The organism is Streptomyces sp. DSM 116793, from assembly GCF_057320905.1.
In genome coordinates this window covers 5,232,476-5,256,975 of record NZ_CM170494.1, presented here as the reverse complement: position 1 = coordinate 5,256,975, position 24,500 = coordinate 5,232,476, and the positions used below count along the sequence as shown (strand labels likewise).

Below are 24,500 nucleotides of genomic sequence, written 5' to 3'. Positions count from 1 at the left end.
AACACCGACAGACCGCAAGGGCCTCGACCCGGTGGCCCGCCGCAGGCGAAGGAGCGGGCACCGGGCCTCGCCGATTGACGCGAGCCGTCAATTGGCGGCCGCCTTGTCATACCCCCCGGGCACCATGGACGTCATGAGCGTGAGCATCGACATCAGGGGGCTGCCGCCGGAGCGGATCGCCGTCGTGCCCTCGCCCCTGGCGGAGCTGGGCCTGGCACTGCACGCGCGCTCGGCGCCGGACCACCACCCGGGGCTGCAGTCCTGGGCCACCACGGTCTCCGCGCGGCTCGACCCCGGTCTCGCCGACCGCCTCTGCGAGGCCGACTTCCTGTGGACCACCACGCTCTCCGACATCTTCCTGCCCTCGGCCGGCATACCGGGCAGGTCGACCCTGCCCGGCAGCACCCTGGCGGAGGACCTGGACCTGCTGGACAAGCTCAGCGACGAGCAGTTCGTGGACGCCGCCCTGGAGTTCACCTGTGAGCCGACCTACGGCCAGGCCACCGCGCACATCCTCGACGACCCGCGCGCACAGCGGCACGCGCTGGAGCTGGCCGCCGCCCGCGGCCCCCGGCAGATGCACTCCACCCGGCGGCTCTTCGCGGACCCGCCCGGCGTCCGCGGCTGGGTCCGCAGGCTGCTGGAGGACTGCGACGAGGCGTTCTTCGCGGACACCTGGGCCCGGGTGCGCCCCCAGCTCGCCACGGACGCCCGCCACAAGACGGAGCTGCTGCGCCGCAAGGGCATCGCGGCCATGATCTCCGCGGTCTCGCCCGCGGCCCGGCTGGACGAGGAGGCGGGCACGATCACGCTGGACAAGCTGGCGGTCGGCCGCTACGACGTCCCCGAGGGGATGCTGCTCCTGGTGCCCACCGGCATGGGCTGGCCGCACCTGATGTTCCTGCACCGCCACGACTGGCAGCGGGCGCTGTACTACCCGGTGGCGGCGCCCGGCCCCGCCGCGCCCTCCGTGGAGCAGGTCACGCTCCGCATGACGGCCCTCGCGCACCCGGTGCGGATGCGCCTGTGCCGCCGCCTCGCGCGCGGGGCGCACACCACGGGCGAGCTGGCGGACGCGTACGGCATGACCGCGCCCGAGATATCCCGCCACCTGAGCGTGCTCAAGAAGGCGGGCCTGGTCACCACCCGCCGCCGCGGCCGCTATGTGCAGCACCAGCTCGACCTGGGCGTGGTGGCCCGGCTCGGCAGCGAGTTCATCGAGGGTGTGCTGCGCTGAGCGGACTAGCGCGCGGCCTCCCCGTACGCCGGGCGTGGGCCAGCCCGTACCGCCGGGCGTATGGCCAGCCCCTTGCACCGGTCGTAGGCCAGCCCGTACCGCGGGCGTACGGCTGTTCCGTACCGCCGAGCGCGTTGCCTCCCTCTGCCGCCGAGCCCTGGCGCCTGCCCCGAGACCGCCGCGATCCGGGGCGTCCGCCGTCCGCGGCCCCCTCGGAGCTCGCCCGGGGGTCGGCAGCGGGGTGCCGTCGGGCCCACGACGCGGCGCCCGCGACATGGCGCCCGCGACATGGCCCGCGGACGGGTCAGAAGCCGGTGCCGCCGCCCGCCCGCACCAGGCCGGTCTCGTAGGCGAGCACCACCACCTGCACCCGGTCGCGCAGGCCCAGTTTGGTGAGGATACGGCCGACGTGCGTCTTCACGGTGGCCTCGGAGAGCACGAGGCGGGTGGCGATCTCCCCGTTGGAGAGCCCCTGCGCCACCAGCACCATGACCTCGCGCTCCCGCTCCGTGAGCCGGGACAGCTCCTTCTGCTGCGGTTCCTGCCCGGGGCCGGACGGCAGCATCGGCGCGAAGCGGTCCAGCAGCCGCCGGGTGGTGGACGGTGCGACGACCGCGTCACCGCTGTGCACGGCACGGATCGCGCCCAGCAGCTCCCCGGGCGGCACGTCCTTGAGCATGAAGCCGGAGGCGCCTGCCTTCAGCCCGGAGAAGGCGTACTCGTCCAGGTCGAAGGTGGTCAGGATGAGCACCTTCGGGGGGTTGGCCGCGGCACAGATCCGGCGGGTGGCCTCCACCCCGTCCAGCCGCGGCATCCGCACGTCCATCAGGACCACGTCGACCGCGGTGGCGCGCAGCGCCTCCAGCGCCTCCGCGCCGTCGCCGGCCTCCGCCACCACCTCCATGTCCGGCTGCGCGGCCAGCACCATCCGGAAGCCGGTGCGCAGCAGTACCTGGTCGTCGACGAGCATCACCCGGATCGGCCGTGCGGGCCCGGGCGGCTCGGGGGGCAGGTCGGGTGCGGGCGGGGTGGGCGGCATCGGGGGACATCCCTTCGTGGGCGTTGCGTACGACGGCCTGGAACGGGCACCGGCACCGGGAGCGGATCCGGTGCGGCGGACCGGGCCGGGGTTCGTGGGCGGTTCCGGCGGGCGGGACGCGGCCCGGTGGACCGGGCCATCGGACGGGGCCCGGTGGGCCGGGCCATCCGGCGGGGCCCGGGTTCGGCGAGCGGGTGGGAGGCATGGACGGGCGCGCGGGGCATGCGTGCATCAGCGGGCGGGTTTGAGCGGCAGCAGGGCACTGATACGGAAGCCTCCGCCCGGGCGGGGCCCGGCGTCCAGGGTGCCGCCGACCATGCCGACGCGTTCCCGCATGCCGATCAGGCCGTGCCCCTGGCCGTCCGCGCCGCCGTCCTCGTAGAGCTCGTGGGGGGCGCCCTTGCCGTCGTCCTCCACCAGCAGCCCCAGGCCGTCGTCGAAGTAGACCAGGCGCACGCTGGCCCCGACGTCGGGTCCGCCGTGCTTGCGGGTGTTGGTGAGCGCCTCCTGCACGATCCGGTAGGCGGTGAGCTCCACCCCGCTGGGCAGCGGGCGCGGGGTGCCCTCCACCTTGAAGTCCACGGGCAGGCCGGCGGTGCGCACCTGCTCGACGAGCTCCTCCAGCTGGCCGACGTCGGGCTGGGGGACGTAGTCCTCGCTGTCCTGCGGCTCGCCGGTGCGCAGCACCCCCAGCAGCCGCCGCATCTCCGCGAGCGCCTGGCGCCCGGTGCCGGAGATCGTCTCCAGGGCCTTCTTCGCCTGCTCAGGGGTGCTGTCCATGACATAGGCGGCGCCGTCCGCCTGGACGACCATCACGGAGACGTTGTGGGCCACCACGTCGTGCAGTTCGCGCGCGATGCGGGCACGCTCGGCGGCGACCGCGACCTTGGCCTGCGCCTCGCGCTCGCGCTCCAGGCGGGCCGCGCGCTCCTCCAGGTGGGCGAAGTAGGCCCGGCGGGTGCGGATGGAGTCGCCGAGCACCCAGGCGAGCGCGAACGGCACCGCCTGGAAGACCGTGACGAGGACGTTGCCGATGACGCCCGCGCTGCTGTCCGCGGGCCAGACCAGTTGGGCCAGCGGGGCCGCGCAGAGGCCGGCGACCAGCGCGAACCGCGACGCCCACCGCGCGCCGTCGGCCGCCACCGTGTAGATGATCACCAGCATGGCGAAGTCGGACGGCATGATGTCCACGTCGAACGCCACCTGGGCGAGCCCGGCCACGGTGGCGAGCAGCAGCATGTGCTCCGGCCACCGGCGGCGCAGGGCGATCACGACGGCCAGCGCCGCGGCGATCGGGAACGCCGCGACGTGCGGCTTGTGCGCCGCCGGCAGGGAGAAGACGTGCACCAGAATCACGACTTCGAAACCCAGGAGGACGACGGCCCAGAAGCCGTCGACCCATGCCGGGTGTCTGCGGAGAAAGTCGTAGAGACGTTGCACGTAACCCAGCGTAGAGACGCGTGCAGCGTGCAGGAGTCAACCGGAGGGCCGATCCGCCTCGCCGCCTCGTACTCCGCAAGGTGGATGCGGCACCGTCCCCTGTGCTTAGCCTGTGGCTGTGACGGACGAGGCACAACGGCGACCCGGCGCGGGCGGAGCGGGCAGCGCGGGCGGAGCGGGCGGCACGGGCGGCGCCCCGGAAGGGGCGCGGGGACGTGCGCGCGCAACCACCCACCCGCCGGGGGCCGAGGCACGGCAGAATCAGCCCCCTTCGGCCGGTGGCGACCCGCGGCCCTCGTCGTGGCCGATCGCTCCCCCACCGCCTGACGGGCATGGAAGGTGCCCCGGGTTCCCCGCGCTCCTTCCGGGGCGCCGTGGGCAGCCGGGCGCAGACCCCGGCGGGCTGCCCCGGTTCCGGGGGAGCGGCCTGCCCGGGTGGCGGGAGGCCGCCGAGGCCGCGCTCTACGGGCCCGGCGGCTTCTACCGCAGGCCCGAGGGCCCGGCCGGCCACTTCCGCACCTCCGTGCACGCCTCACGGCTGTTCGCCGAGGCCGTGGCGCGGCTGCTGTGCCGGGTCGACGAGGCCCTGGGCCACCCGGCCGAGCTGGCCTTCGTCGACATGGGCGCGGGCCGGGGCGAGCTGGTGCGGGGTGTCCTCACGGCGCTGCCCGCCGAGGTCGCCTCCCGCGCGCGCGGGTACGCGGTGGAGCGCGCGGGCGCGCCCCCGAGGGCCGGCACGGGGAACGTCACCTGGTGCACCGCTCCCCCGCGGGGCGTGACCGGCCTCCTCTTCGCGAACGAGTGGCTGGACAACGTCCCCCTGGACGTGGTCGAGACCGGCCCCGACGGAGTGCCCCGCCACGTCCTCGTCCGCGCCGACGGCACCGAGGTCCTCGGCGATCCGCTCGGCGACGGGCCCGACGCACGGTGGCTGCGGCGCTGGTGGCCGCCGGAGCCGCGGCCCGGGCTGCGGGCGGAGATCGGGCGGCCCAGGGACGAGGCCTGGGCGGCCGCCGTGGGAACGCTGAGGGCCGGTTACGCGGTCGCCGCGGACTACGGGCACCTGCGGGCCGCCCGCCCCGCCCACGGGACGCTCACGGGCTTCCGGGCGGGCCGGGAGGTGGCGCCGGTGCCGGACGGCTCCTGCGACATCACCGCGCACGTGGCGCTGGACGCCTGCGCGGCAGCCGGCGCCGAGCGGGCCGCCGCGGGGGCCCGGCGGTCCGCCGCCGCGGAATCCGGGCGGCCCCCGGCCGGCGCCCCGCCCGCCCCGCGCCTCATCACCCAGCGCGCCGCGCTGCACGCCCTGGGAATCACCGGCGCACGCCCCCCGCTCGCGCTCGCGACCACCGACCCCACCGCCTACGTGCGCGCCCTGGCCACCGCGGGCGAGGCGGCCGAGCTGACCGCGCCGGAGGGGCTCGGCGGCTTCGGATGGCTGCTGCAACCGGTGGGCATGCCGCACCCGGCGGGCCTCCCCGAGGGCGGCACCCGGTAGGCGCGCCGTTCCCCGCGCCCCGTAGGCGCCCGCCCGGTCGGTGCGCAGGCCGCCGGGCGGGCAACGTGCCCCGCGCCTGCGTGCGGGGTGCCGGTCCGCTACTTGTCGATGTCGCCGACGACGAAGAACAGTGATCCCAGGATCGCCACCATGTCGGCGACCAGGGTGCCGGGGAGCAGTTCCGTCAGCGCCTGGATGTTGTTGTACGAGGCGGACCGCAGCTTCAGCCGGTACGGCGTCTTCTCGCCCTTGGAGACCAGGTAGTAGCCGTTGATCCCGAGCGGGTTCTCGGTCCAGGCGTAGGTGTGGCCCTCCGGGGCCTTGAGGACCTTGGGCAGCCGCTGGTTGACGGGGCCCGGCGGCAGGTCGGCGAGGCGGTCCAGGCAGGCGTCGGCGAGGTCCAGGGAGTTGTGCACCTGCTCCAGGAGGCACTCGAAGCGCGCCAGGCAGTCACCCTCCTGGCGGGTGACCACCCTGAGGGTGTCCTGCAGCTGAGGGTAGGCGAGGTACGGCTCGTCGCGCCGCAGGTCGAAGTCGACCCCGGAGGCGCGGGCGACGGGCCCGCTCACCCCGTAGGCGTGCACCGCGTCGGCCGCGAGGACGCCCACCCCCCGGGTGCGGCCGCGGAAGATCTCGTTGCCGAGCACCAGCCGGTCGTACACGTCCATCCGGGAGCGCAGGGCGGCCACCGCCCCGCGCGCGCGTGCGGTCCATCCGGCGGGCACGTCCTCCTTGAGGCCGCCCACGCGGTTGAACATGTAGTGCATCCGGCCCCCGGAGACCTCCTCCATGACGTTCTGCAGTTCCTCGCGCTCGCGGAACGCGTGGAAGACGGGCGTGATGCCGCCGAGCTCCAGGGGGTACGAGCCGAGGAACATCAGGTGGTTCAGGACGCGGTTCAGCTCGGCGAGCAGAGTGCGCAGCCAGACCGCGCGCTGCGGCACCTCCATGCCGAGCATCCGCTCGACGGCGAGGACGACCCCCAGCTCGTTCGAGAACGCGGAGAGCCAGTCGTGGCGGTTGGCGAGCACGATGATCTGGCGGTAGTCGCGGGCCTCGAACAGCTTCTCGGCGCCGCGGTGCATATAGCCGACGACCGGCTCCGCCTCCAGGATGCGCTCGCCGTCCAGCACCAGCCGCAGCCGGAGCACTCCGTGGGTGGACGGGTGCTGGGGGCCGATGTTGAGCACCATGTCGGTGCTCTCCCCGGCGCCGCCGACGCCGACCGTGGTCTGGGTGGTGGGGCTCATGCCGCGGCTCTCTCCTCCGTCGCTCCTTCGAGGGGCCCCGGCCAGTCTCCCCTACGTAGGCTTGCGGCATGGAGACGGGGACTGGGACGGGTACGGCGGCCGGCGGCTCCGGCGGCGGAACGGCGAGCGGCTCCGGAACCGCCGGGCCCGGCACCGGTGGGGGCGACGCCGGCGGGGCCGTCGCCGCCTCCGCCTGGGTGGGGCTGCCGCCCGGGCTGCTGCGGATGCGCAGGCTGCTGTTCACGATGTGGCTGGTGCCGCTGACGGTGGCCGCGGGTGTGCTGCCCGGGCTCATCGCAGGGCCCCTCTGGGCGCTGTGCGCGGCCGTGCCGGGCGCGGCGCTGCCGGCCGGGTGGCGGATGCTGGGGCGCAACTGGCGCTCGTGGCGGTACGCGGAACGGTCCGACGACCTGCTCATCAGCCGGGGCGTGCTCTGGCGTGAGGAGACGGTGGTGCCGTACGGGCGGATGCAGCTCGTGGAGGTCACCTCGGGTCCGGTGGAACGGCACTTCGGCCTGGCCGGCCTCCAACTGCACACGGCGGCCGCGGCCACCGACGCCCGTATCCCGGGCCTGCTGCCCGAGGAGGCCGAACGCCTCCGGGACCGCCTCACGGAGCTCGGCGAGGCACGATCGGCGGGCCTGTGAGGCCGCCGGGGCCCGACGGGGACGGCGGGCCCCAGGAGGACGCCGGGGAAGGCGGGGACGGCGGGGTCGCTGAGGGTGCGGGGGTCGTCGAGGGTGCGGGGGTCGTCGAGGGTGCGGCGGCGGCTCGGGGGGCGGGAACCGCTGGGGACGCGGGGACCGCCCAGGGCGCTCACGGCACCCACGCCGACCGGGCCCCCGGTGTCTCCCGGACCACGGAGTCCGCCCGGAGCGCAGGCGTCGGCGAGACGGCCGAAGCCGTGGGGGCGGCGGAGACCGAGGGGATCTCCGAAACCGTCGGAACGGCCGAGGCAGGGGGGACGGCCGAGACCGTGGAGACGGCGAAGACCGAGGGGACCTCCGAAACCGTCGGAACGGCCGAGGCAGGGGGGACGGCCGAGACCGTGGAGACGGCGAAGACCGAGGGGACCTCCGAAACCGTCGGAACGGCGGAGACCGAGCGGGCCGCGGGGACCGCCGAGGTCGTGGAGCAGCGGCTTCACCCGGTCACCCCCTTTCGCCGCGCCTGGGCGCCCATAGCCCTCATCGTCGGCTGGGCGGTGCACGATCCCGACCAGGCGCAGTACCGGCTCTCCCAGCTCACCACCGCCACCCTCGTCGCCGGCCTGGCCGTGCTGATCGCGGCCGCCGCCCTGTACGGCTTCCTGACCTGGTGGTTCACCCACTTCGCCGTCACGGACACCGAGTTGCGCATCCGGACCGGGCTGGTGTTCCGGCGCACCGCGCACATCCGTCTCGACCGGTTGCAGGCGGTGGACGTCACCCAGCCGCTGCTGGCCCGTTTCGTCGGCGTGGTGAAGCTGAAACTCGACGTCGTCGGCATGGACAAGAAGGACGAGCTCGCCTACCTGGGCGAACGGGAGGCGCGCGGGCTGCGCGCCGAGCTGCTCGCGCGCGCCGCCGGCTTCGCGCCGGAGCGGGTGCGCGAGGTCGGCGAGGCCCCGGCCCGCCAGGTGCTGCGCGTCCCGCCGCGCACGCTGGCCCTGTCGGTGGCGCTGACCGGCGCGGCCTGGGGCCCGGTGCTGCCTGCGGTGGTCGTGCCGCCGGTGCTGTGGATGTTCACGCACAACCCCTGGACGGTGATCGCGGTGGCCGTGCCGCTGCTCGGTGCGGCGTTCGCGCGGACGGTGGGCCGGTTCATCGCCGAGTACGACTGGACGGTGGGCGAGTCCCCCGACGGGCTCCGCATCGACCACGGGCTGCTCGACCGCGCGCACGAGACGGTGCCGCCCGGGCGGGTGCAGACCGTGCGGCTGGTCGAGCCGCTGCTGTGGCGGCGGCGCGGCTGGGTGCGGGTGGAGCTGGACGTGGCCGGGTCGGCGAACTCGGTCCTGCTGCCGGTGGCACCGCTGTCGGTGGCGCAGGACGTGGTCGCGCGGGTGCTGCCCGGGGTGCGGGCGCCGCGGGACTTCGCCCCGCCGCCGCGGCGGGCCCGGTGGTGTGTGCCGGTGTGGTGGCGGGGCTACGGGCTGGCGGTCACCGATGGCGTCTTCGCGGCCCGGCGGGGGCTGCTGCGGCGCTGTGTGTCGCTGGTGCCGCATGCGAAGGTGCAGAGCGTGCGGCTTGTGCAGGGGCCCTGGGAGCGGCTTGTGGGGCTCGCGGACGTGCGGGTGGACAACGGGGCGGGGCGCACGGTGCGGGCTCGGCTCAGGAGTGCCGCTGAGGCCGAGGTCCTTCTCTACGCCCAGGCGGACCGTTCGCGCACGGGGCGGCGTGCGGCGCGGCCGGATCGGTGGATGGCGTAGGGGCCACCCGCCCGCGGGTGGTCAGCCCGCGCCGGAGACAGCCCCTTCGGGCCGGTGACGACGCTCACGTCTCGTCGTGGCTCGTTCGCGCAGTTCCCCGCGCCCCTTCCGGAGTGCACGTTCACGTCGGACTCCACCCTGGCCCACCCAGGGCGCGGGAAACTCCGCGCGCAACCCACCACCCGCCAGTGGCCCGGCACACGACAGAAACAGCCCCCTCAGGACAGTGACGACGCTCACGTCTCGTCGTGGCTCGTTCGCGCAGTTCCCCGCGCCCCTTCCGGAGTGCACGTTCACGTCGGACTCCACCCTGGCCCACCCAGGGGCGCGAGGAACTGCGCGCGCAACCCACCACCCGCCAGTGGCCCGGCACACGACAGAAACAGCCCCCTCGGGACAGCGACGACGCTCGCGTCTCGTCGTGGCGGATCGCGCAGTTCCCCGCGCCCCCGGCGGGGTCCGGGGCAGAGCCCGGTGGAGGCGTGTCGTCCGAAGGGGCTAGGAGACCGCGTTCCGCAGGCCCGTGACGTCGAGCTGTTCCGTCTCGTCGTGCGCGGTCAGGTCGATGACCTGACCGACGCCGCGCTCGGCCTCGGAGGCCGGCTTGAAGGCGGCCTCCTCCTCGGGCTTGTGCACGGCCGTGGCATCCTCACCGACCGCGTCCGCGAGGCCGGTGTTGTGCACGGAGTCGGCGGACGACGCCGGAGCGCCCGTCGCCTTGTTGCCGAAGAAGTCGAAACCGCCGCCCAGACGCGGACGCACCGGAGCCGTGGGCGCGACCACGGCCGCCGCGGTCGGCACCGCGTAGGGGCCGTCCCCGGACCGCCGGTCCCCCGCCGGACGTTCATGCTCACCTGCATCGCCCGCCGCCGGGCCGGCCTCCGACCGGCCCGCCGTGCGCTGCCGGGCCGCCGCCCGCCCCGTCCCGCCGGACGAGGGCGGCCGCAGCTGCCGCTGTGCCTGCGCCGGAACACGGGGCCCGCCCTCGGCGGCCGGCGCGGGCCTGCGCGGGCCGGTGGGCGCGGACTTCCGCGCGGCAGCCGGCGCCGGCTGCCGCGGCGCCGCGGACTGCCCGGCCCCGCGGGCCAGCATCTCCAGCGCGGCGTTGGCCCGCAGGAAGAGCGAGGCGGGGGGTGTCGTCGTGCTGCGGGCCCGGGCCGCCTCCGCGCTGCGCCGCAGCGCCGGCAGCCGCTCCTCCGGCGTCAGCTCGGGAACCGGCTCCGGAGCGGACTCGGGCCGCGGCTCCGGGCGGGCCCCGCCCCCGTGGCCCGCCATCTGCCCGACCGCCTCCGAGCTGCCCTCCGGCGTCGCCTCGATGGCCAGCAGACGGCGCCCCTCAAGGGCGCTGGCGCGCTCGGTCTCCGCGGTGGCGTACCGGCGCAGCAACGCGGCGTGCTCATTGCGCAGCGCCGCCAGCTCGGCGCGCTTCGCGCGGAGCTTCTTCTCCAGCTTCTGCCGGAGCTCACGCGACTCGTCGAGGTCCGCCTCCAGCTCGGCGACGCGCTCCTCATGCGCCCAGCCGTCGCTCTCCCGAGCCCGGACCAGGTCGGCCACCTGCCTGCCCGCCAGCCGGTCCCAGCTGCGCATCACGATCGAGCCCACGACGGCCCCGGCCGCGGCACCCACCGCGAGGCCACGCAGCACCACGGTATCCGCCGAGAACCAGGTGCTCACGGCGCAGACGACCGAGACGCCTGCGATCGCCGAGGGCGGCAGCAGCTTGTGCAGAGGCGGGGAATGGCGGTGACGTCCACGTGGCATGGCCAGAAACTTACCGCGCAAGGACGCCTCTTGGTGAGCGACCGAGCAAAATCCCTGTACCAGAAGGCGAAGTACAGCGCCAGGACTCGAAAAAGAGACAACGGCCACTATGAGAGCGGGACAAAGGCCGCTGAACATCCCAGAGTTGAGCCACTTCACCCGGGGGGCGCACCACCGGGGCGCGACGCCGCGCCCATGCTGCGGACATCCTGAAAAAGCGGCCGAAAGGCCACCGCACTGCCAAGTGAACGGGGTGGCCGTGCACGACCAGGTGAACACGAGAGGGAGAGCCGGTGGCCCGGCCGCGGGTGGCCGTCACCCCACCGCCCGACGGAGGCGCCGGACAGAGCGCCCGACCGAGGCGCCGGACCCAGGCGCCGGACGAAGCCCCGTAGGAGGCACTGCAGGAGGCACCGAACCACGGCAGCACACGAAACTCCTGAGGAGGCTCCGAGCCGAGCGCACGAGGCGACGAGGCGCACGAGGCGCCGGGGCCGAAGGCGACCGGACGGGACACCGGACGAGGCACCGACCCGCGTGCCCGAGCGAGGCTCCGGGCCGACGCCCCCGAAGCGGCACACCGTTCCCGCCCCGCACATCCCCCGCCGGCCCGCAATCGGGGCGAGCCGTGTACGGCCCGGTGTCGGACACCGGGCCTAGGCTGGAGGCATGAGTACGTTGCGTGGCCGCGGCCGAGTCGCGGGGCTGCCCGAGTGGGACCGCTGCGCGGTGATGGGAGTCGTCAATGTGACACCCGACTCCTTCTCCGACGGGGGCCGCTTCTTCGACACCACGACCGCGGTGAAGCACGGCCTCGACCTGGTCACCCAGGGTGCGGACCTGGTCGACGTGGGCGGTGAGTCCACCCGTCCGGGCGCCGCCCGGGTGGACGAGGCGGAGGAGCTGCGCCGGGTGGTGCCGGTGGTGCGGGGCCTGGCCTCGGAGGGGGTCACCGTCTCGGTGGACACCATGCGCGCCTCCGTCGCCGAGCGTGCCCTCACCGAGGGCGCCCTGCTCGTCAACGACGTCAGCGGCGGCCTCGCCGACCCCGCCATGATCCCCGTGGTGGCCGACGCGGCCGTCCCGTTCGTGGTGATGCACTGGCGCGGCTTCCTGGAGGGTCCCAACGTCCGCGGGGTCTACGCCGACGTCGTCTCCGAGGTCGTCACCGAGCTACGCGCCCGTGTGGACGCGGTCGTGGACGGCGGTGTGCGCGCCGACCGGATCATCGTCGACCCGGGCCTCGGCTTCTCCAAGGACGCCGAGCACGACCTCGCCCTGCTGGCCCACCTCGACCGGCTGGCCGGCCTGGACCGCCCGGTCCTGGTGGCGGCCTCCCGCAAGCGGTTCCTCGGCCGGGTCCTGGCGGGCCCCGACGGCGCGCCGCCACCCGCGCGCGAGCGGGACGCGGCCACCGCCGCCGTCTCCGCCATCGCCGCGCACCAGGGCGCCTGGGCGGTCCGCGTCCACGAGGTGCGCGCCACCGCGGACGCCGTCCGGGTCGCCCGCGCCGTGACGGACGCCAGGGCCACGCGCGGCCCCGGTGCCGGGGAAGGAGCCTCGTGACCGGACCGGCCCGTACCGACTTCGAGCAGGTGGAGGGCGTCAACACCGCCTACTACGAGGCCCTGGAGCGCGGCGACTTCGAGGAGCTGGCCGACCTGTGGCTGGGCGAGGGCGACCCCGAGGTCTCCTGTGTGCACCCGGGCTGGCCGGTCCTCAGCGGCCGCGGCGAGGTCCTCAGGTCGTACGCCCTGATCATGGCGAACACCGACTACATCCAGTTCTTCCTCACCGACGTCAAGGTCTCCGTCACCGGCAGTACGGCCCTGGTGACCTGCACGGAGAACATCCTCAGCGGTGGTCCCGCCCCCGAGGACAGCGATGAGCCGGGGCCCCTCGTCGGGCAGCTCGTGGTCGCCACGAATGTGTTCCTGCGCACACCCGGCGGCTGGAAGCTCTGGTCCCACCACGGCTCACCGGTCCTGGCCGAATCCGATGAGGACGAGGGTGACGACACCTCCGTCTGAGTGGGTAGGGGCTCTGGTACGCCGTACGGTCGGGCCTGGTCGTCGGCCTGGAGCAGCCTCCGCCGCACCGCTCCGGACAGCGCAGAAGGACGCCGCCCGGAGCGCCGGCCCAGGGGCACGCGCGCGGTGCCCGGGAGCCGCGGAAGCCTGACGGGTGTTACGCCCGGTCACGGTCCCGCCCCCGGGGGCTGTCGGTGCCCGCAGGTAGATTCCCTCCGGGGCCGGTGACCGACCGCACCCGGTACGGCCCCGCCATGACCGGACGACAGCAGGAGTGATTCGCGTGGATCGTGTCGCGCTGCACGGCCTCAGAGCCCGCGGACACCACGGGGTCTTCGCGCGGGAGCGCGAGGAGGGGCAGCCCTTCGTCATCGACCTCGTCCTGGGCCTGGACACCCGCGCCGCCGCGGCCGACGACGACCTCGCGAAGACCGTGGACTACGGCGCGGTGGCCGAGGAGACCGTCGCCATCGTCGCCGGGGAGCCGGTGTCCCTGATCGAGACGCTGGCGGAGCGCATCGCCCAGGCGTGCCTGGAGTACGACGAGGTGCGGGAGGTCGAGGTCCGCGTCCACAAGCCGGACGCCCCGATCACCGTGCCCTTCGACGACGTGACCGTCACCATCAGCCGGAGCCGAGCATGACCGCATTCTTCGCAGAGGGACGGGGCGACCCGACCGTGCAGCCGGTGCCCGCCTCCGTGGTGCAGCAGGTGGACGCGGCGGACACCACCCTGAGCAACCCGAAGCGTGCCGTGATCTCGCTGGGGAGCAATCTCGGCAACCGCCTGGAGACCCTCCAGGGGGCCGTCGACGCCCTGGAGGACACCCCGGGCCTGCGGGTCAGGGCCGTCTCGCCGGTGTACGAGACGGAACCCTGGGGCGTCGCCCCCGGCAGCCAGCCCACGTACTTCAACGCCGTCATGATCGTGAAGACCACTCTCCCGCCCAGCTCGCTCCTGGAGCGGGCGCAGGCCGTGGAGGAGGCGTTCCACCGGGTGCGCGAGGAGCGGTGGGGGCCGCGCACCCTGGATGTGGACATCGTCGCCTACGCCGAGGTGGTCTCCGACGACCCGGCGCTCACCCTCCCCCACCCCCGCGCGCACGAGCGGGCCTTCGTCCTCGTGCCCTGGTACGACATCGAGCCGGATGCGCTGTTGCCCGGCCGGGGGCCCGTCGCCCGGCTGCTGGAGGCGGTGCGGCGGGAGGGTGTCGCCCGGCGTGTCGACCTGGAACTCCGGCTGCCGGAGTAGTCGTTAAGGTCTACCGAAAGCTCCGCGGGGCGGGGCCGGCCATGCCTGACGACCACCGGCCGGGCCCGGCGCCCCGCGGACCAGCGCAGAGTGCCCGCACCCACCAGCCGCTCCGGCCGGAGCGGCCGTGCGGCACCGTCGGCGAAGGGGCGATGTGAAGCAGCTACGCATCAGGGTGCTGGCCGGGGTTTTCGTCGTCGCCGGGGTGCTCTCCTGGGCGGGCGCCCGGCTCTGGGACTCGTTCGGCACGCTGCCGAGCGTGCCGCTGGCCGCGCCGATCGTGCTGGCGGTCATCGCCGTCATCCTGCTGGCCACCGCCCTCTCGCTGCGGGCCCGGCTGCGGGCGCAGCGCGAGCGGCACGCCGGGGCGAAGGGTGTCGATCCCCTGATGGCGGCCCGTGCGGTCGTCTTCGGGCAGGCGAGTGCGCTGGTGGCTGCGCTGGTCTCCGGTATGTACGGCGGTGCGGGGGTCTTTCTGCTGGAGCAGCTCGACATCCCGGCGCGGCGGGACCAGGCCATCTATGCGGGGCTCTCCGTCGTCACCGGGGTCGGGGTGATAGCGGCGGCGTTCTTTCTTGAGCGGGTCTGCAAGCTGCCGGATGACGACGACGAGAACCACGGCGCGGGCGCACCCCACACCGAGTAACCCCACTTTCCTGCCCGGGGTGCCCCCGGTACCCCCTGGGGGCGACGACCGCCGGCGACGACTGTGCGGTGCCCCGGCCCACCCAGGGGCGCGACGACTGTGGGCGGTGCCCCGGCCCACCCAGGGGCGCGACGACTGTGGGCGGTGCCCCCGGCCCACCCAGGGGCGCGGGGAACTGCGCGAGCAACCCACCACCCGCCGACGGTCCGGAGACGACAGAAACAGCCCCCTCGGGACGGTGACGATCCGACCGCCTCGTCGAGCCTGGTCGCGCAGTTCCCCGCGCCCCTGCGTAGGCCGGGCCTGGCCCGACAACCCGCGCCCCCGGGGTAGACCGGACCCGGCCGGCCCCACAACCCGCGCCCCCGGGTAGACCGGGGCCGGGGCCCACGGTCCCGTGGGCCTGGGGGCCGGGGCTGAGCCCCGGAGAAGAGGGATCAGTGGGCCATGATCAGGCTCATCGCCTCGTTGCGCGTGGCCGGGTCACGCAACTGCCCCCGCACCGCAGACGTGATCGTCTTCGCCCCAGGCTTCCGCACCCCCCGCATGGTCATGCACATGTGCTCGCACTCCACGACCACGATCACCCCCCGCGGCTCAAGAATCTTCATCACGGAGTCCGCGATCTGCGTGGTCATCCGCTCCTGGACCTGCGGCCGCCGCGCATAGACGTCGACCAGCCGCGCCAGCTTGGACAGGCCGGTGATCTTGCCGTCGGCGGACGGGATGTACCCGACGTGCGCGGAGCCCACGAACGGCACCAGGTGGTGTTCGCAGGTACTCACCACCTCGATGTCCTTCACCAGCACCATCTCGTCATGGCCGAGATCGAACGTGGTGGTGAGCACATCCTCGGGCTGCTGCCAGAGGCCCGCGAAGATCTCCTTGTACGCCCGCGCCACCCGCGCCGGGGTCTCCCTCAGGCCCTCGCGGTCCGGGTTCTCGCCGACCGCGATCAGCAGTTCCCGCACCGCGCTCTGCGCCCGCTTCTCGTCGAACTCGCCTATCGGGCCCTCGCCGTCCAGCGTCACGGGGTCGGTCATGTGTCCTCGCTTCTGTGCGTGCCTCTGCGCAGTGCACCGGCCCTGCGCGGTATTCCTGATCTCCCCCGGGGCCTCCGCGACGGGCCGCGGTGACCCCCGCGCCCGCCCCTGACACGCGGCGGGCATGCGGGCATACGACGACGCCGCGCCCACCAGGCTAGAACCTGGCGGGCGCGGCGTTCATTCCAGCCTCACCGGGGGCGGCCCCGGAGCTCGGGGCTCCGGCATCAGCTCTCCGGGCGCTCCTCGGGAGCGGCGTCGGTGGGGGCCGCCGGGCCCGGCTCCGGGGTCGCTCCGGTCGTGATCGCGGTGCCGTTCGCCCCGTTCGTCAGCGAGAGCTCCTTGGGGGAGAGCACCGGCGGGCGGGTCGAGGGGGTGCGGCGTGAGGAACCGGTCCACGCGGGGCGGGCCGGGCGCTTCACGATCGGGGCGAAGATCTCGGCGATCTGCTCCTTGCCGAGGGTCTCCTTCTCGAGGAGCGCGAGGACCAGGTTGTCCAGGACGTCGCGGTTCTCGACGAGGATCTCCCAGGCTTCGTTGTGCGCGTTCTCGATGAGCTTCTTGACCTCTTCGTCGACCAGCGCGGCGACCTCTTCCGAGTAGTCCCGCTGGTGAGCCATCTCACGCCCGAGGAACGGCTCGCTCTGGTCGCTGCCGAACTTGATCGCGCCCAGCCGCTCGGTCATGCCGTACTGCGTGACCATCGCACGGGCCGTGGCCGTGGCCTTCTCGATGTCGTTGGCCGCGCCCGTGGTCGGGTCGTGGAAGACGAGCTCCTCGGCAGCCCGGCCGCCCAGCATGTAGGCGAGCTGGTCCAGCATCTCGTTGCGGGTGGTGGAGTACTTGTCCTCGTCGGGGAGGACCATGGTGTACCCCAGCGCCCGGCCGCGGGACAGGATCGTGATCTTGTGGACCGGGTCGGAGTTGGGTGAGGCCGCCGCGACCAGGGCGTGCCCGCCCTCGTGGTACGCGGTGATCTTCTTCTCCTTGTCGGACATGATCCTGGTCCGCTTCTGCGGGCCCGCCACGACGCGGTCGATCGCCTCGTCCAGCATCTGGTTGTCGATCAGCTTGCGGTCGCTGCGGGCGGTGAGCAGCGCGGCCTCGTTGAGGACGTTGCTCAGGTCGGCGCCGGTGAAGCCGGGGGTGCGGCGGGCGACGGCCGACAGGTCGACGTCGGGCGCGACCGGCTTGCCCTTCTGGTGGACCTTGAGGATCTCCAGACGGCCCTGCATGTCCGGGCGGTCGACGGCGATCTGGCGGTCGAAACGGCCGGGGCGCAGCAGCGCCGGGTCGAGGATGTCAGGGCGGTTGGTGGCGGCGATCAGGATGACGCCGCCCTTGACGTCGAAGCCGTCCATCTCGACGAGGAGTTGGTTCAGCGTCTGCTCGCGCTCGTCGTGGCCGCCGCCGAGGCCCGCGCCGCGGTGCCGGCCGACGGCGTCGATCTCGTCGACGAAGACGATCGCCGGGGCATTCGCCTTGGCCTGCTCGAAGAGGTCGCGCACCCGGGAGGCACCGACACCGACGAACATCTCGACGAAGTCGGAACCCGAGATCGAGTAGAACGGCACGCCGGCCTCGCCCGCGACGGCGCGCGCCAGGAGCGTCTTGCCGGTGCCGGGCGGGCCGTAGAGCAGCACGCCCTTGGGGATCTTGGCGCCGACGGCCTGGAACTTGGCCGGCTCCTGCAGGAACTCCTTGATCTCCTGGAGCTCTTCGACGGCCTCGTCCGACCCCGCGACGTCGTTGAACGTCGTCTTCGGGGTGTCCTTGGTGATCAGCTTGGCCTTGGACTTCCCGAAGTTCATGACGCGGGAGCCGCCGCCCTGCATCTGGTTCATCAGGAACAGGAAGACCACGACGATGAGCACGAAGGGGAGCAGCGAGAGCAGGATCCCGACGAACGGGTTCTGCTTCGAGGGCGAGACCGTGTAGCCGTCCGGAATCTGCTTGCCCTCGAACTTGGCCTGCAGGGACTTGGCCAGGTCGTTGCCCTGGTCGCCGATGTAGCTCGCCTGGATCTTGTTACTGCCGTCCACCTTCTGGCCGTCCTTGAGCTGGACCTTGACGGTCTGCTCGTCGCCAGTGGTGAGCTTGGCCTGCTGTACCTGGTTCCTGTCGATCGCCTGTACGACCTGACCGGTGTCCACCGTCTTGTAGCCACCGGACGAACCGACGACCTGCATCAACACGACCACGGCAAGGACGGCCAGCACGATCCACATGACCGGCCCACGGAAGTATCGCTTCACGTCCATCCATACGGAGCGGTGCCGCCCCGTCCCTCCTGCCATAGTGAGTTTGATAAAAACTGTTCTTCGGACGGTACCCCAGCATTGTCACCCGTAGCCGCCGGGGACGACTGGCGATCCCGCCCTCCCATGCTCCAACGGCTCAAACGCCGCGAGGGTTCCCGCTCGGGCGTCCCGGCTCCGTCGCCGGGGGCGGCGCCCCGGTGCGGGCCCCGGCCGTGGGGTGCGGATCAGCCGCCGTGGACGTGCGGGGCCAGGGTGCCGACGAAGGGGAGGTTCCGGTACTTCTCGGCGTAGTCCAGGCCGTAGCCCACGACGAACTCGTTGGGGATGTCGAAGCCGACCCACTCCACGTCGATCGCGACCTTGGCCGCCTCCGGCTTGCGCAGCAGCGTGCACACCTTGAGGGAGGCCGGCTCGCGCGAGCCGAGGTTGGAGATGAGCCAGGACAGCGTCAGCCCCGAGTCGATGATGTCCTCAACGATGAGGACGTGCTTGCCCTTGATGTCGGTGTCGAGGTCCTTGAGGATCCGCACCACACCGGAGGACTGGGTGCCCGCGCCGTAGGACGACACGGCCATCCAGTCCATGGTGACAGGGGTGGACAGCGCACGGGCCAGGTCGGCCATGACCATCACCGCACCCTTGAGGACGCCGACGATCAGCAGGTCCTTGCCCGTGTAGGCGGCGTCGATCTTCGCGGCCAGCTCCGCCAGCTTCGCGTCGATCTCTTCTTTGGTGATGAGCACCGCCTTGAGGTCGGTGCCCATGTCTTTCGCGTCCACCCGCATCACTTTCGTCGTCCGAGCCGCTGCCGCCGTCTCCCGGTGCCCGCCTGGTGCGGTGGGGCTCCCCACTGCCCGAGGGCTCCCCCACTGCCCCGAGAGGCGTGGGAGGTACCCCCGGAGGTGCCCCCGGGGCGCCGCGGTCAGTCCTGCCGGATAACCAGTCTGCCATCCTGCCGCCGGGCGACGACCCGGCCGGGGAGGTTGATGGCTCCCTGGCCGCGCCACCCCGTGATCAGGCGGTCGACCTCCTCGATGTGCCGGGCGAAGAGCGAGCCGGCGGGGGCGCCCGCTTCGATGGCGGCGCGGCGCAGCACGCGGCGGCGCACGGCCGCGGGCAGGACGCGCAGCTTGGCGCAGACCAGCCGCCCGGCGTCGTCGCGCACCGCCGTCTCGGCCTGGTCGGCCCAGACGTCGAGGGCGTCGGCGTCGTCGCGGGAGAGCTGGGCGGTGCGGGCGAGGGCCTCGACGACGCCCTTGCCGAGGGCCTTCTCCAGTGCGGGCAGGCCCTCGTGGCGCAGCCGGGAGCGGGTGAAGGTGGGGTCCGTGTTGTGCGGGTCGTCCCAGACTGGGAGGGACTGGGCGAGGCAGGCGCGGCGGGCGGTCTGCCGGTCCAGGTGGAGGAACGGCCTGCGGTAGCGGCCGGCGGCCCCGGAGACCGCGGCCATGCCGGACAGCGAGCGGGTGCCGGAGCCGCGGGCGAGGCCCAGCAGCACGGTCTCCGCCTGGTCGTCGCGGGTATGGCCGAGGAGGACGGCGGCGGCGCCGTGCCGCTCGGCGGCGGAATCTAGGGCGGCGTAGCGGGCGTCACGGGCGGCGGCCTCGGGCCCGGCGCCGGGGCCGACGGTGACGGCGATGGCCTCGACGGGGCTGAGGCCGAGGGCCGCGAGGCGGCCGGCGACCTCGGCGGCACGGGCGTCGGAGCCGGCCTGGAGGCCGTGGTCGATGGTGATGCCGCCGGCCCGGATGCCGAGCTTCGGCGCCTCGAAGGCGAGCGCGGAGGCCAGCGCCATGGAGTCGGCGCCGCCGGAGCAGGCGACCAGCACGAGGGGACCGGGCTCGGCGGCGGACTCGGACGCGAGGGCGTCGCCCGAGGCGGCAGCAGAGGGCGCGGAGGCATCGCCGAAGGCGTGGGAGGGCGCGGGGACGGCGCCGCGGGCGGTGGGGGGCGCGGGGAATGGGGCGAGCGCCGGGTCGGTACCCACGGGCGCGGGGGTAGTGAGGGTGGCGGGGCCGGAGGCGGAGTCGGTACGGGGGGCGGATCGAGGAGGGGCGGCTGGTGCGCGGAGTCCGGTGTCCGCGCGGGTGTCCGCGCCGGGGTGCGGCGAGGTGCCCGCGCTGGGGGCTGCGCCGGCCCTGAGGGCGGCGGCGTGGTCGGAGAGGACGTCGTGGAGTACGCGGCGGACCGCCAAACGTATCGCCGCGACCGCAGGATGGGGACCCATGTCCGGTTCCCTTCGTGAAGTTCGAGGGTGAGCCTCGGTGTCTGACACTCGGTTGCTGAGCGGCGGTGGCGGTGGCGGTGGGCTTGGGGGCGTCGTCGCAGCCGCCGGTCACCGACCTGCCGTCACTCAGAGTGTGTCGATGGTGACAGAACCGAGCCGTTCACCGAGCATTGCACGCCTGCCTATGACCCACGGTCCCTCGGACGGGTGATTGTCCGGGCGTTCTTCTGCCTCGGGGCGGACCCGGCGCGTACCGGTCACGAGTCGGCCTTGCGGTGCACCCGCGCGATCCAGTCCGCCGGTTTGGCGATCTCGGCCTTGGTCGGAAGCGTGTTCGGGGAGGTCCACACGCGGTTGAAGCCCTCCATGCCGACCTCGTCGACGACGGACCGCACGAACCGCTCGCCGTCGCGGTACTGGCGGAGCTTGGCGTCCAGGCCGAGGAGCTTGCGCAGCGCCTGGTCGAGACGGGACGCGCCGCGCGCCCTGCGCTGCTGGAACTTCTCGCGGATCTCGGCGACGGACGGGACGACGTCCGGGCCCACGCCGTCCATGACGTAGTCCGCGTGGCCCTCCAGGAGCGACATCACGGCGGTCAGCCGGGACAGGATCGCGCGCTGGGCCGGGGTCTGGACGATCTCCACCAGGGAGCGGCCGCCGTCCCGCTCGCCCGCCTCGCCCTCGGGGCGCCCGCCGGCGAGGGACTGGGCGGCCTCCCTGATGCGCTCCAGGAACGTCATCGGGTCGACCTCGGTCTCGGCGAGGAACGCCTGGATCTCGCCCTCCAGGTGGTCGCGGAGCCAGGGGACGGCCGTGAACTGCGTGCGGTGCGTCTCCTCGTGCAGGCAGACCCAGAGGCGGAAGTCGTGCGGCGCGACGTCCAGCTCGCGCTCCACGTGGACGATGTTGGGGGCGACCAGCAGGAGCCGGCCGCCGCCGTTCGCTCCCGCGGGCAGGTCGCGGGTGTCCGGGGCGAACGTCTCGTACTGGCCGAGCACGCGGGACGAGAGGAACGACAGCAGCATGCCCAGCTCCACGCCCGTGACCTTGCCGCCGACCGTGCCCAGGACGACGCCGCCGGGGCCCGAGCCGCGGCGCTCCTGCATCTTGTCGAGGAGGGGGGCGAGGATCTCGCGGAAGCCGGCGACGTTCGCCCGGACCCAGCCCGGGCGGTCGACCACGAGGACCGGGGTGTCCGCGGTGGCGTCGGCGGTCAGCCGGGTGAAGCCGCGGACGTGCTGCTCGCTCGCCCTGGCGTGCCGGCGCAGTTCCGTGACGACGGCCCTGGCCTCGTCGCGGGTGACTTCGGGGCCTGGGCGCACGAGGCGTGTCGCGGTGGCCACCGCGAGGTTCCAGTCGACCATCTCCGTACCACCGATGCTCGTCATGCATCAACGGTACGTGCTCGGCTTCCGTAACGCGGTGGCGTTACGACCGGCTGCGGAGGGTGGCCGCTGGGTGGTGGAGGGAGTGGAGGGCGGTGGAGGGCGGTGGAGGGCGGTGGGGTGCCGTGCGGTGCGGGTGCGGTGCGATCCGTGCGGTTCGGTCGGTGCTTGGGCGTGTGCGGCTCTCGGCGTGGCTGGTGCGCCTTCTGTTTCGTTGTGGGGTCGGCTGTCTGGGCGTGTGCGGGTCTCGTTGTGGCGGGTGCGCCTTGTGTTGCGTTGTGGGGCGGGGCCGCGGGGGGGATGTCCTCCCCCACTGCCTTAAAGGCGTGGGAGGTGCCCCCACGGTCCGGCGCCCTCCGTGGTCCGGAGGGTTCTCTGGGCGTGGCGCCGGACTCCCCCAGTGCCTTAAGGGCCTGGGAGGTACCCCCAGGGCGGACATCCCCCCACGTCCCCTCACGTCTCGTACGCGACTGCGGCCCGGTGGGACCGCACCTTCCCACCTCGTGCCACCGCTGCATGCAGTCGTTCCGCAGGACCGGTGGGCACAGCCCACGGCATACGGCACCCGGACGGTGCTCGTCCGCCCCGCTGGGGGCAGACGAGGGGAAGGGGAAGAACCACCTCCACCCCCACCGAGCAGCCCACAGCGCGGCGGGGCCGCGCCCCCGTACGCAGGGGGGTCAGTTGCAGCCGCAGGTCGTCAGGGCCGTGGCGAGGTGGTCCAGGGCCGCCTGGGTGGCCGCGGGAGCGGTCGCGCCCGACGTCATGAACGCGAACGCCAGCACGTGACCGTCCGCGTCGACGACCGTGCCGGCGAGCGTGTTGACCCCGGTCAGGGTGCCGGTCTTGGCGCGCACGAGGCCCTTGCCCGCCGAGTCCGCGGCGTCGGCGTAGCGCTGCTCCAGCGTGCCGGTGAACCCGGCCACCGGGAGCCCGGTCAGGACGGACCGCAGCTCGGGCCGGCCCGGGTCCCCGGCCTTCGCGAGCAGCGCGGTGAGCAGCCCCGCGCTCAGCCGGTCGGCCCGGTCGAGCCCGCTGCCGTCCCGGAACCGCGCCCCCGACACCGGCAGCCCGAGACGGCCGAGCCGCGCCCCGATCGCCTGCGCGCCCCCGGCGAAGCTCACGGGCCGGTGGGCGGCCAGCGCGGTCTGCCGGGCCAGCGCCTCGGCGATGTCGTTGTCGCTGTTCGTCAGCATCCGCTCGACCAGCGCCGACAGCGGCGGCGACTGCACGGCGGCCAGCCGCCGCGCCCCGCCCGCGGCCCGGGTCGCCGTCGGCCGCCCCTGCACCGCGATCCCCTGCTGCTTCAGGAAGCCCGCGAACGCGGTGGCCGCGTCGCCGGACGGGTCCGTGGAGCGCGGCGCGGGCCCGCTGGTGGTGTGGTCGAGCCGGCCCTCGTCGGTCATCAGGGCGGTGACGGGCGCCAGGTTCTCGTTCGGGCCGATGGGGTGCGTCCGCGGGCCCGTGTAGAGCGAGTCGTCGTAGCCGAGCGCGACCCTGCCGATGTGCCGGTCCGCCAGCTTCCGGGTGGTGGCCACGGCGAGCGCGCGCAGGCTCGCGGCGCCCTCCGTGTCGCCGTCCGCGTCGTCCCGCGCGGTCAGTGTGGGGTCGCCGCCGCCGACCAGCACGATCCGCGCCGGCCCCTTGTGCCCGCCGTCCTCGAGGACGGCGCGGGTGGCGATGCGGTGGTCGGCGCCCACGGCGGAGAGCGCGGCGACGGCGGTGGCCAGTTTGGTGGTGGACGCGGGCGTCAGCGCCCGCCCCGCCCCCTTGCCGTAGAGGCGCCTGCCGGTGGTCACGTCGACGACCGCCGCCGTGCGGGTGCTGCCCAGCGAGGCGTCCGCGAGGAGCGGGGTGAGCAGTGCGCCGAGCGCGCGCTCGTTGGGTTCCGGGCCGCCGCCCGAGCGCCCGGAGCCGCCCGTCGGCGCGCTCAGCGCGGCGAGCACCTCAGGGGCGCTCGGAGCCGCCGCGGGCCCCCCTCCGGGGCCACCGTGACCGTGATCTGCACCACCCCCGAGCCCCTGCCCGGCGGCCCAGTCCCGCTCCGCCGTACGCTGGCCGGCGGAGTCCCAGGGCCCCGCGGCGAGGACGGCCCCGGCCGCCACGGCCAGGCCGAGCACCACCGCACCCGCTGTGACCTGCCAGGTCTTCAGGGTCATGGGATTGAGAAGATCCGCGAGCCGCGCCGCGGCCGGCAGAGCCGGTCGCCTGGCGAGCAGCCGGGTCCACCGCCCGGGCCCCGGTTCCGGCTCTGGCAGCTCCGGCACGACGACCAGCCCCTTTCGCGATCACACACCTGCGTGAGGGACACTTAACCATCAGAAGTATGTGCTGATCATGGAGGAGCCACCGGTGGAGTTCGACGTCACGATCGAGATCCCGAAGGGTTCGCGGAACAAGTACGAGGTGGACCACGAGACCGGTCGTATCCGCTTGGACCGTCGCCTCTTCACGTCCACCAGCTACCCGGCGGACTACGGCTTCGTCGAGAACACCCTCGGCGAGGACGGCGACCCGCTGGACGCGCTGGTTCTCCTGGAGGAGCCGACCTTCCCGGGGTGCCTCATCAAGTGCCGCGCCATCGGCATGTTCCGGATGACGGACGAGGCCGGCGGCGACGACAAGCTGCTGTGCGTACCGGCGTCCGACCCCCGCGTCGAGCACCTGCGCGACATCCACCATGTGTCCGAGTTCGACCGCCTGGAGATCCAGCACTTCTTCGAGGTCTACAAGGACCTGGAGCCCGGAAAGTCGGTCGAGGGGGCCAACTGGGTGGGCCGCAGCGAGGCCGAGGGCGAGATCGAGCGGTCCTACAAGCGCTACAAGGAAGAGGGCGGTCACTGACCTCTCGTTTCCCGCGGGACCAGGCCGCGCGTTCCTCACTACGAGGAACGCGCGGCTTTTTCGTGTGCGCGTTCGCCGCGCTGTCGTACGAGCCCGGAGACCGCTTTGCGCCTCCCACCCAAGCCTGTGTCTGTATACGACATCCTGTACGACTTTTGGGATCCATATACCCAAATCAACC

General features: G+C 73.7%; 20 protein-coding genes. 10 read left to right on the top strand and 10 right to left on the bottom strand.

All coding sequences use genetic code 11. From position 1 onward, the window contains the following. The first annotated feature begins 133 nt into the window (after positions 1 to 133). Complete coding sequence (locus ACSMXW_RS20470; RefSeq protein ID WP_485798166.1) at positions 134 to 1,237, top strand: DUF5937 family protein; 1,104 nt, start codon at positions 134 to 136, stop codon at positions 1,235 to 1,237. A gap of 304 nt (positions 1,238 to 1,541) precedes the next feature. On the opposite strand, the gene ACSMXW_RS20465 is transcribed toward ACSMXW_RS20470, so the two are convergent. Both ACSMXW_RS20465 and ACSMXW_RS20460 read right to left on the bottom strand, forming a co-directional pair. Further along, positions 1,542 to 2,276: a response regulator transcription factor gene (locus ACSMXW_RS20465; protein ID WP_485798164.1), complete on the bottom strand. Its 735-nt coding sequence runs from the start codon at positions 2,274 to 2,276 to the stop codon at positions 1,542 to 1,544. Positions 2,277 to 2,507: 231 nt separating this feature from the next. Then, positions 2,508 to 3,716: a sensor histidine kinase gene (locus ACSMXW_RS20460; protein ID WP_485798163.1), complete on the bottom strand. Its 1,209-nt coding sequence runs from the start codon at positions 3,714 to 3,716 to the stop codon at positions 2,508 to 2,510. Positions 3,717 to 4,119: 403 nt separating this feature from the next. Between ACSMXW_RS20460 and ACSMXW_RS20455 the strand changes: the two genes are divergently transcribed. Then, positions 4,120 to 5,214, top strand: coding sequence for an SAM-dependent methyltransferase (locus ACSMXW_RS20455; protein ID WP_485808177.1), 1,095 nt, complete (start codon positions 4,120 to 4,122; stop codon positions 5,212 to 5,214). Positions 5,215 to 5,312: 98 nt separating this feature from the next. Here the strand turns inward: ACSMXW_RS20455 and ACSMXW_RS20450 are convergent, their stop codons facing one another. Beyond that, positions 5,313 to 6,464 carry an NADH-quinone oxidoreductase subunit D gene (locus ACSMXW_RS20450; protein WP_485798161.1) on the bottom strand — a complete coding sequence of 384 codons (1,152 nt, stop codon included), beginning with the start codon at positions 6,462 to 6,464 and terminating at the stop codon, positions 5,313 to 5,315. Between the two features lie 68 nt (positions 6,465 to 6,532). Between ACSMXW_RS20450 and ACSMXW_RS20445 the strand changes: the two genes are divergently transcribed. Together ACSMXW_RS20445 and ACSMXW_RS20440 are read left to right on the top strand one after the other, a co-directional pair. Continuing rightward, on the top strand, positions 6,533 to 7,111 hold the full coding sequence (locus tag ACSMXW_RS20445; protein ID WP_485798159.1) for a PH domain-containing protein: 579 nt from the start codon (positions 6,533 to 6,535) through the stop codon (positions 7,109 to 7,111). A gap of 482 nt (positions 7,112 to 7,593) precedes the next feature. Beyond that, positions 7,594 to 8,874: a PH domain-containing protein gene (locus tag ACSMXW_RS20440; protein ID WP_485808176.1), complete on the top strand. Its 1,281-nt coding sequence runs from the start codon at positions 7,594 to 7,596 to the stop codon at positions 8,872 to 8,874. Positions 8,875 to 9,372: 498 nt separating this feature from the next. Here ACSMXW_RS20440 and ACSMXW_RS20435 read toward each other — a convergent pair whose 3' ends face one another. After that, on the bottom strand, positions 9,373 to 10,635 hold the full coding sequence (locus tag ACSMXW_RS20435; RefSeq protein WP_485798158.1) for a hypothetical protein: 1,263 nt from the start codon (positions 10,633 to 10,635) through the stop codon (positions 9,373 to 9,375). A 669-nt stretch (positions 10,636 to 11,304) separates the two neighbouring features. Between ACSMXW_RS20435 and folP the strand changes: the two genes are divergently transcribed. The 5 genes from folP to ACSMXW_RS20410 all read left to right on the top strand — a co-directional run bounded on the left by folP (position 11,305) and on the right by ACSMXW_RS20410 (position 14,562). After that, positions 11,305 to 12,201 carry a dihydropteroate synthase gene (gene folP, locus ACSMXW_RS20430; RefSeq protein ID WP_485798156.1) on the top strand — a complete coding sequence of 299 codons (897 nt, stop codon included), beginning with the start codon at positions 11,305 to 11,307 and terminating at the stop codon, positions 12,199 to 12,201. Continuing rightward, on the top strand, positions 12,198 to 12,665 hold the full coding sequence (locus tag ACSMXW_RS20425; protein ID WP_485798154.1) for a nuclear transport factor 2 family protein: 468 nt from the start codon (positions 12,198 to 12,200) through the stop codon (positions 12,663 to 12,665). Before folP ends, ACSMXW_RS20425 begins: the two co-directional genes overlap by 4 nt. Before the next feature lie 283 nt (positions 12,666 to 12,948). Beyond that, entirely contained in the window at positions 12,949 to 13,308 is a 360-nt protein-coding gene (gene folB, locus ACSMXW_RS20420) for a dihydroneopterin aldolase (protein WP_485798153.1), read from the top strand. Beyond that, on the top strand, positions 13,305 to 13,916 hold the full coding sequence (gene folK / locus ACSMXW_RS20415) for a 2-amino-4-hydroxy-6-hydroxymethyldihydropteridine diphosphokinase (RefSeq protein ID WP_485798152.1): 612 nt from the start codon (positions 13,305 to 13,307) through the stop codon (positions 13,914 to 13,916). The genes folB and folK overlap by 4 nt, the downstream gene beginning before the upstream one ends. Positions 13,917 to 14,070: 154 nt before the next feature. Beyond that, positions 14,071 to 14,562, top strand: a complete 492-nt coding sequence (locus tag ACSMXW_RS20410; RefSeq protein WP_485798151.1) for a DUF3180 domain-containing protein — start codon at positions 14,071 to 14,073, stop codon at positions 14,560 to 14,562. A gap of 437 nt (positions 14,563 to 14,999) precedes the next feature. On the opposite strand, the gene folE is transcribed toward ACSMXW_RS20410, so the two are convergent. From folE to dacB, 6 genes are all read right to left on the bottom strand, one after another. Then, the gene (folE, locus tag ACSMXW_RS20405; RefSeq protein ID WP_485798150.1) at positions 15,000 to 15,605 is read right to left on the bottom strand and encodes a GTP cyclohydrolase I FolE; all 606 of its coding nucleotides are present in this window, start codon (positions 15,603 to 15,605) and stop codon (positions 15,000 to 15,002) included. Positions 15,606 to 15,832: 227 nt separating this feature from the next. Then, positions 15,833 to 17,866 carry an ATP-dependent zinc metalloprotease FtsH gene (gene ftsH, locus ACSMXW_RS20400; protein WP_485798149.1) on the bottom strand — a complete coding sequence of 678 codons (2,034 nt, stop codon included), beginning with the start codon at positions 17,864 to 17,866 and terminating at the stop codon, positions 15,833 to 15,835. 224 nt (positions 17,867 to 18,090) lie between these two features. Next, a complete protein-coding gene (gene hpt, locus ACSMXW_RS20395; RefSeq protein ID WP_485798148.1) occupies positions 18,091 to 18,651 on the bottom strand; it encodes a hypoxanthine phosphoribosyltransferase in 561 nt (186 codons plus the stop codon). A gap of 137 nt (positions 18,652 to 18,788) precedes the next feature. Further along, positions 18,789 to 20,090 (bottom strand): tRNA lysidine(34) synthetase TilS, encoded by a 1,302-nt coding sequence (gene tilS, locus ACSMXW_RS20390; RefSeq protein WP_485798147.1) that lies wholly within the window; start codon positions 20,088 to 20,090, stop codon positions 18,789 to 18,791. Positions 20,091 to 20,347: 257 nt separating this feature from the next. Further along, entirely contained in the window at positions 20,348 to 21,478 is a 1,131-nt protein-coding gene (locus tag ACSMXW_RS20385) for a zinc-dependent metalloprotease (RefSeq protein WP_485798146.1), read from the bottom strand. A gap of 677 nt (positions 21,479 to 22,155) precedes the next feature. Continuing rightward, complete coding sequence (gene dacB, locus ACSMXW_RS20380) at positions 22,156 to 23,634, bottom strand: D-alanyl-D-alanine carboxypeptidase/D-alanyl-D-alanine endopeptidase (protein ID WP_485798145.1); 1,479 nt, start codon at positions 23,632 to 23,634, stop codon at positions 22,156 to 22,158. 193 nt (positions 23,635 to 23,827) lie between these two features. On the opposite strand from dacB, the gene ACSMXW_RS20375 reads away from it, so the two are divergent. Continuing rightward, positions 23,828 to 24,319: an inorganic diphosphatase gene (locus ACSMXW_RS20375; protein ID WP_485808174.1), complete on the top strand. Its 492-nt coding sequence runs from the start codon at positions 23,828 to 23,830 to the stop codon at positions 24,317 to 24,319. Positions 24,320 to 24,500: the final 181 nt, after the last annotated feature.

Bases quoted from the DNA above. Each gene is read 5' to 3' on its own strand.
- folP (WP_485798156.1), top strand. From the start codon at position 11,305: ATGAGTACGTTGCGTGGCCGCGGCCGAGTCGCGGGGCTGCCCGAGTGG.
- dacB (WP_485798145.1), bottom strand. From the start codon at position 23,634: ATGACCCTGAAGACCTGGCAGGTCACAGCGGGTGCGGTGGTGCTCGGC.
- ACSMXW_RS20385 (WP_485798146.1), bottom strand. From the start codon at position 21,478: ATGACGAGCATCGGTGGTACGGAGATGGTCGACTGGAACCTCGCGGTG.
- ACSMXW_RS20435 (WP_485798158.1), bottom strand. From the start codon at position 10,635: ATGCCACGTGGACGTCACCGCCATTCCCCGCCTCTGCACAAGCTGCTG.
- folE (WP_485798150.1), bottom strand. From the start codon at position 15,605: ATGACCGACCCCGTGACGCTGGACGGCGAGGGCCCGATAGGCGAGTTC.
- ACSMXW_RS20470 (WP_485798166.1), top strand. From the start codon at position 134: ATGAGCGTGAGCATCGACATCAGGGGGCTGCCGCCGGAGCGGATCGCC.
- hpt (WP_485798148.1), bottom strand. From the start codon at position 18,651: ATGCGGGTGGACGCGAAAGACATGGGCACCGACCTCAAGGCGGTGCTC.
- ACSMXW_RS20450 (WP_485798161.1), bottom strand. From the start codon at position 6,464: ATGAGCCCCACCACCCAGACCACGGTCGGCGTCGGCGGCGCCGGGGAG.
- tilS (WP_485798147.1), bottom strand. From the start codon at position 20,090: ATGGGTCCCCATCCTGCGGTCGCGGCGATACGTTTGGCGGTCCGCCGC.
- ACSMXW_RS20445 (WP_485798159.1), top strand. From the start codon at position 6,533: ATGGAGACGGGGACTGGGACGGGTACGGCGGCCGGCGGCTCCGGCGGC.
- ACSMXW_RS20465 (WP_485798164.1), bottom strand. From the start codon at position 2,276: ATGCCGCCCACCCCGCCCGCACCCGACCTGCCCCCCGAGCCGCCCGGG.
- folK (WP_485798152.1), top strand. From the start codon at position 13,305: ATGACCGCATTCTTCGCAGAGGGACGGGGCGACCCGACCGTGCAGCCG.
- ftsH (WP_485798149.1), bottom strand. From the start codon at position 17,866: ATGGACGTGAAGCGATACTTCCGTGGGCCGGTCATGTGGATCGTGCTG.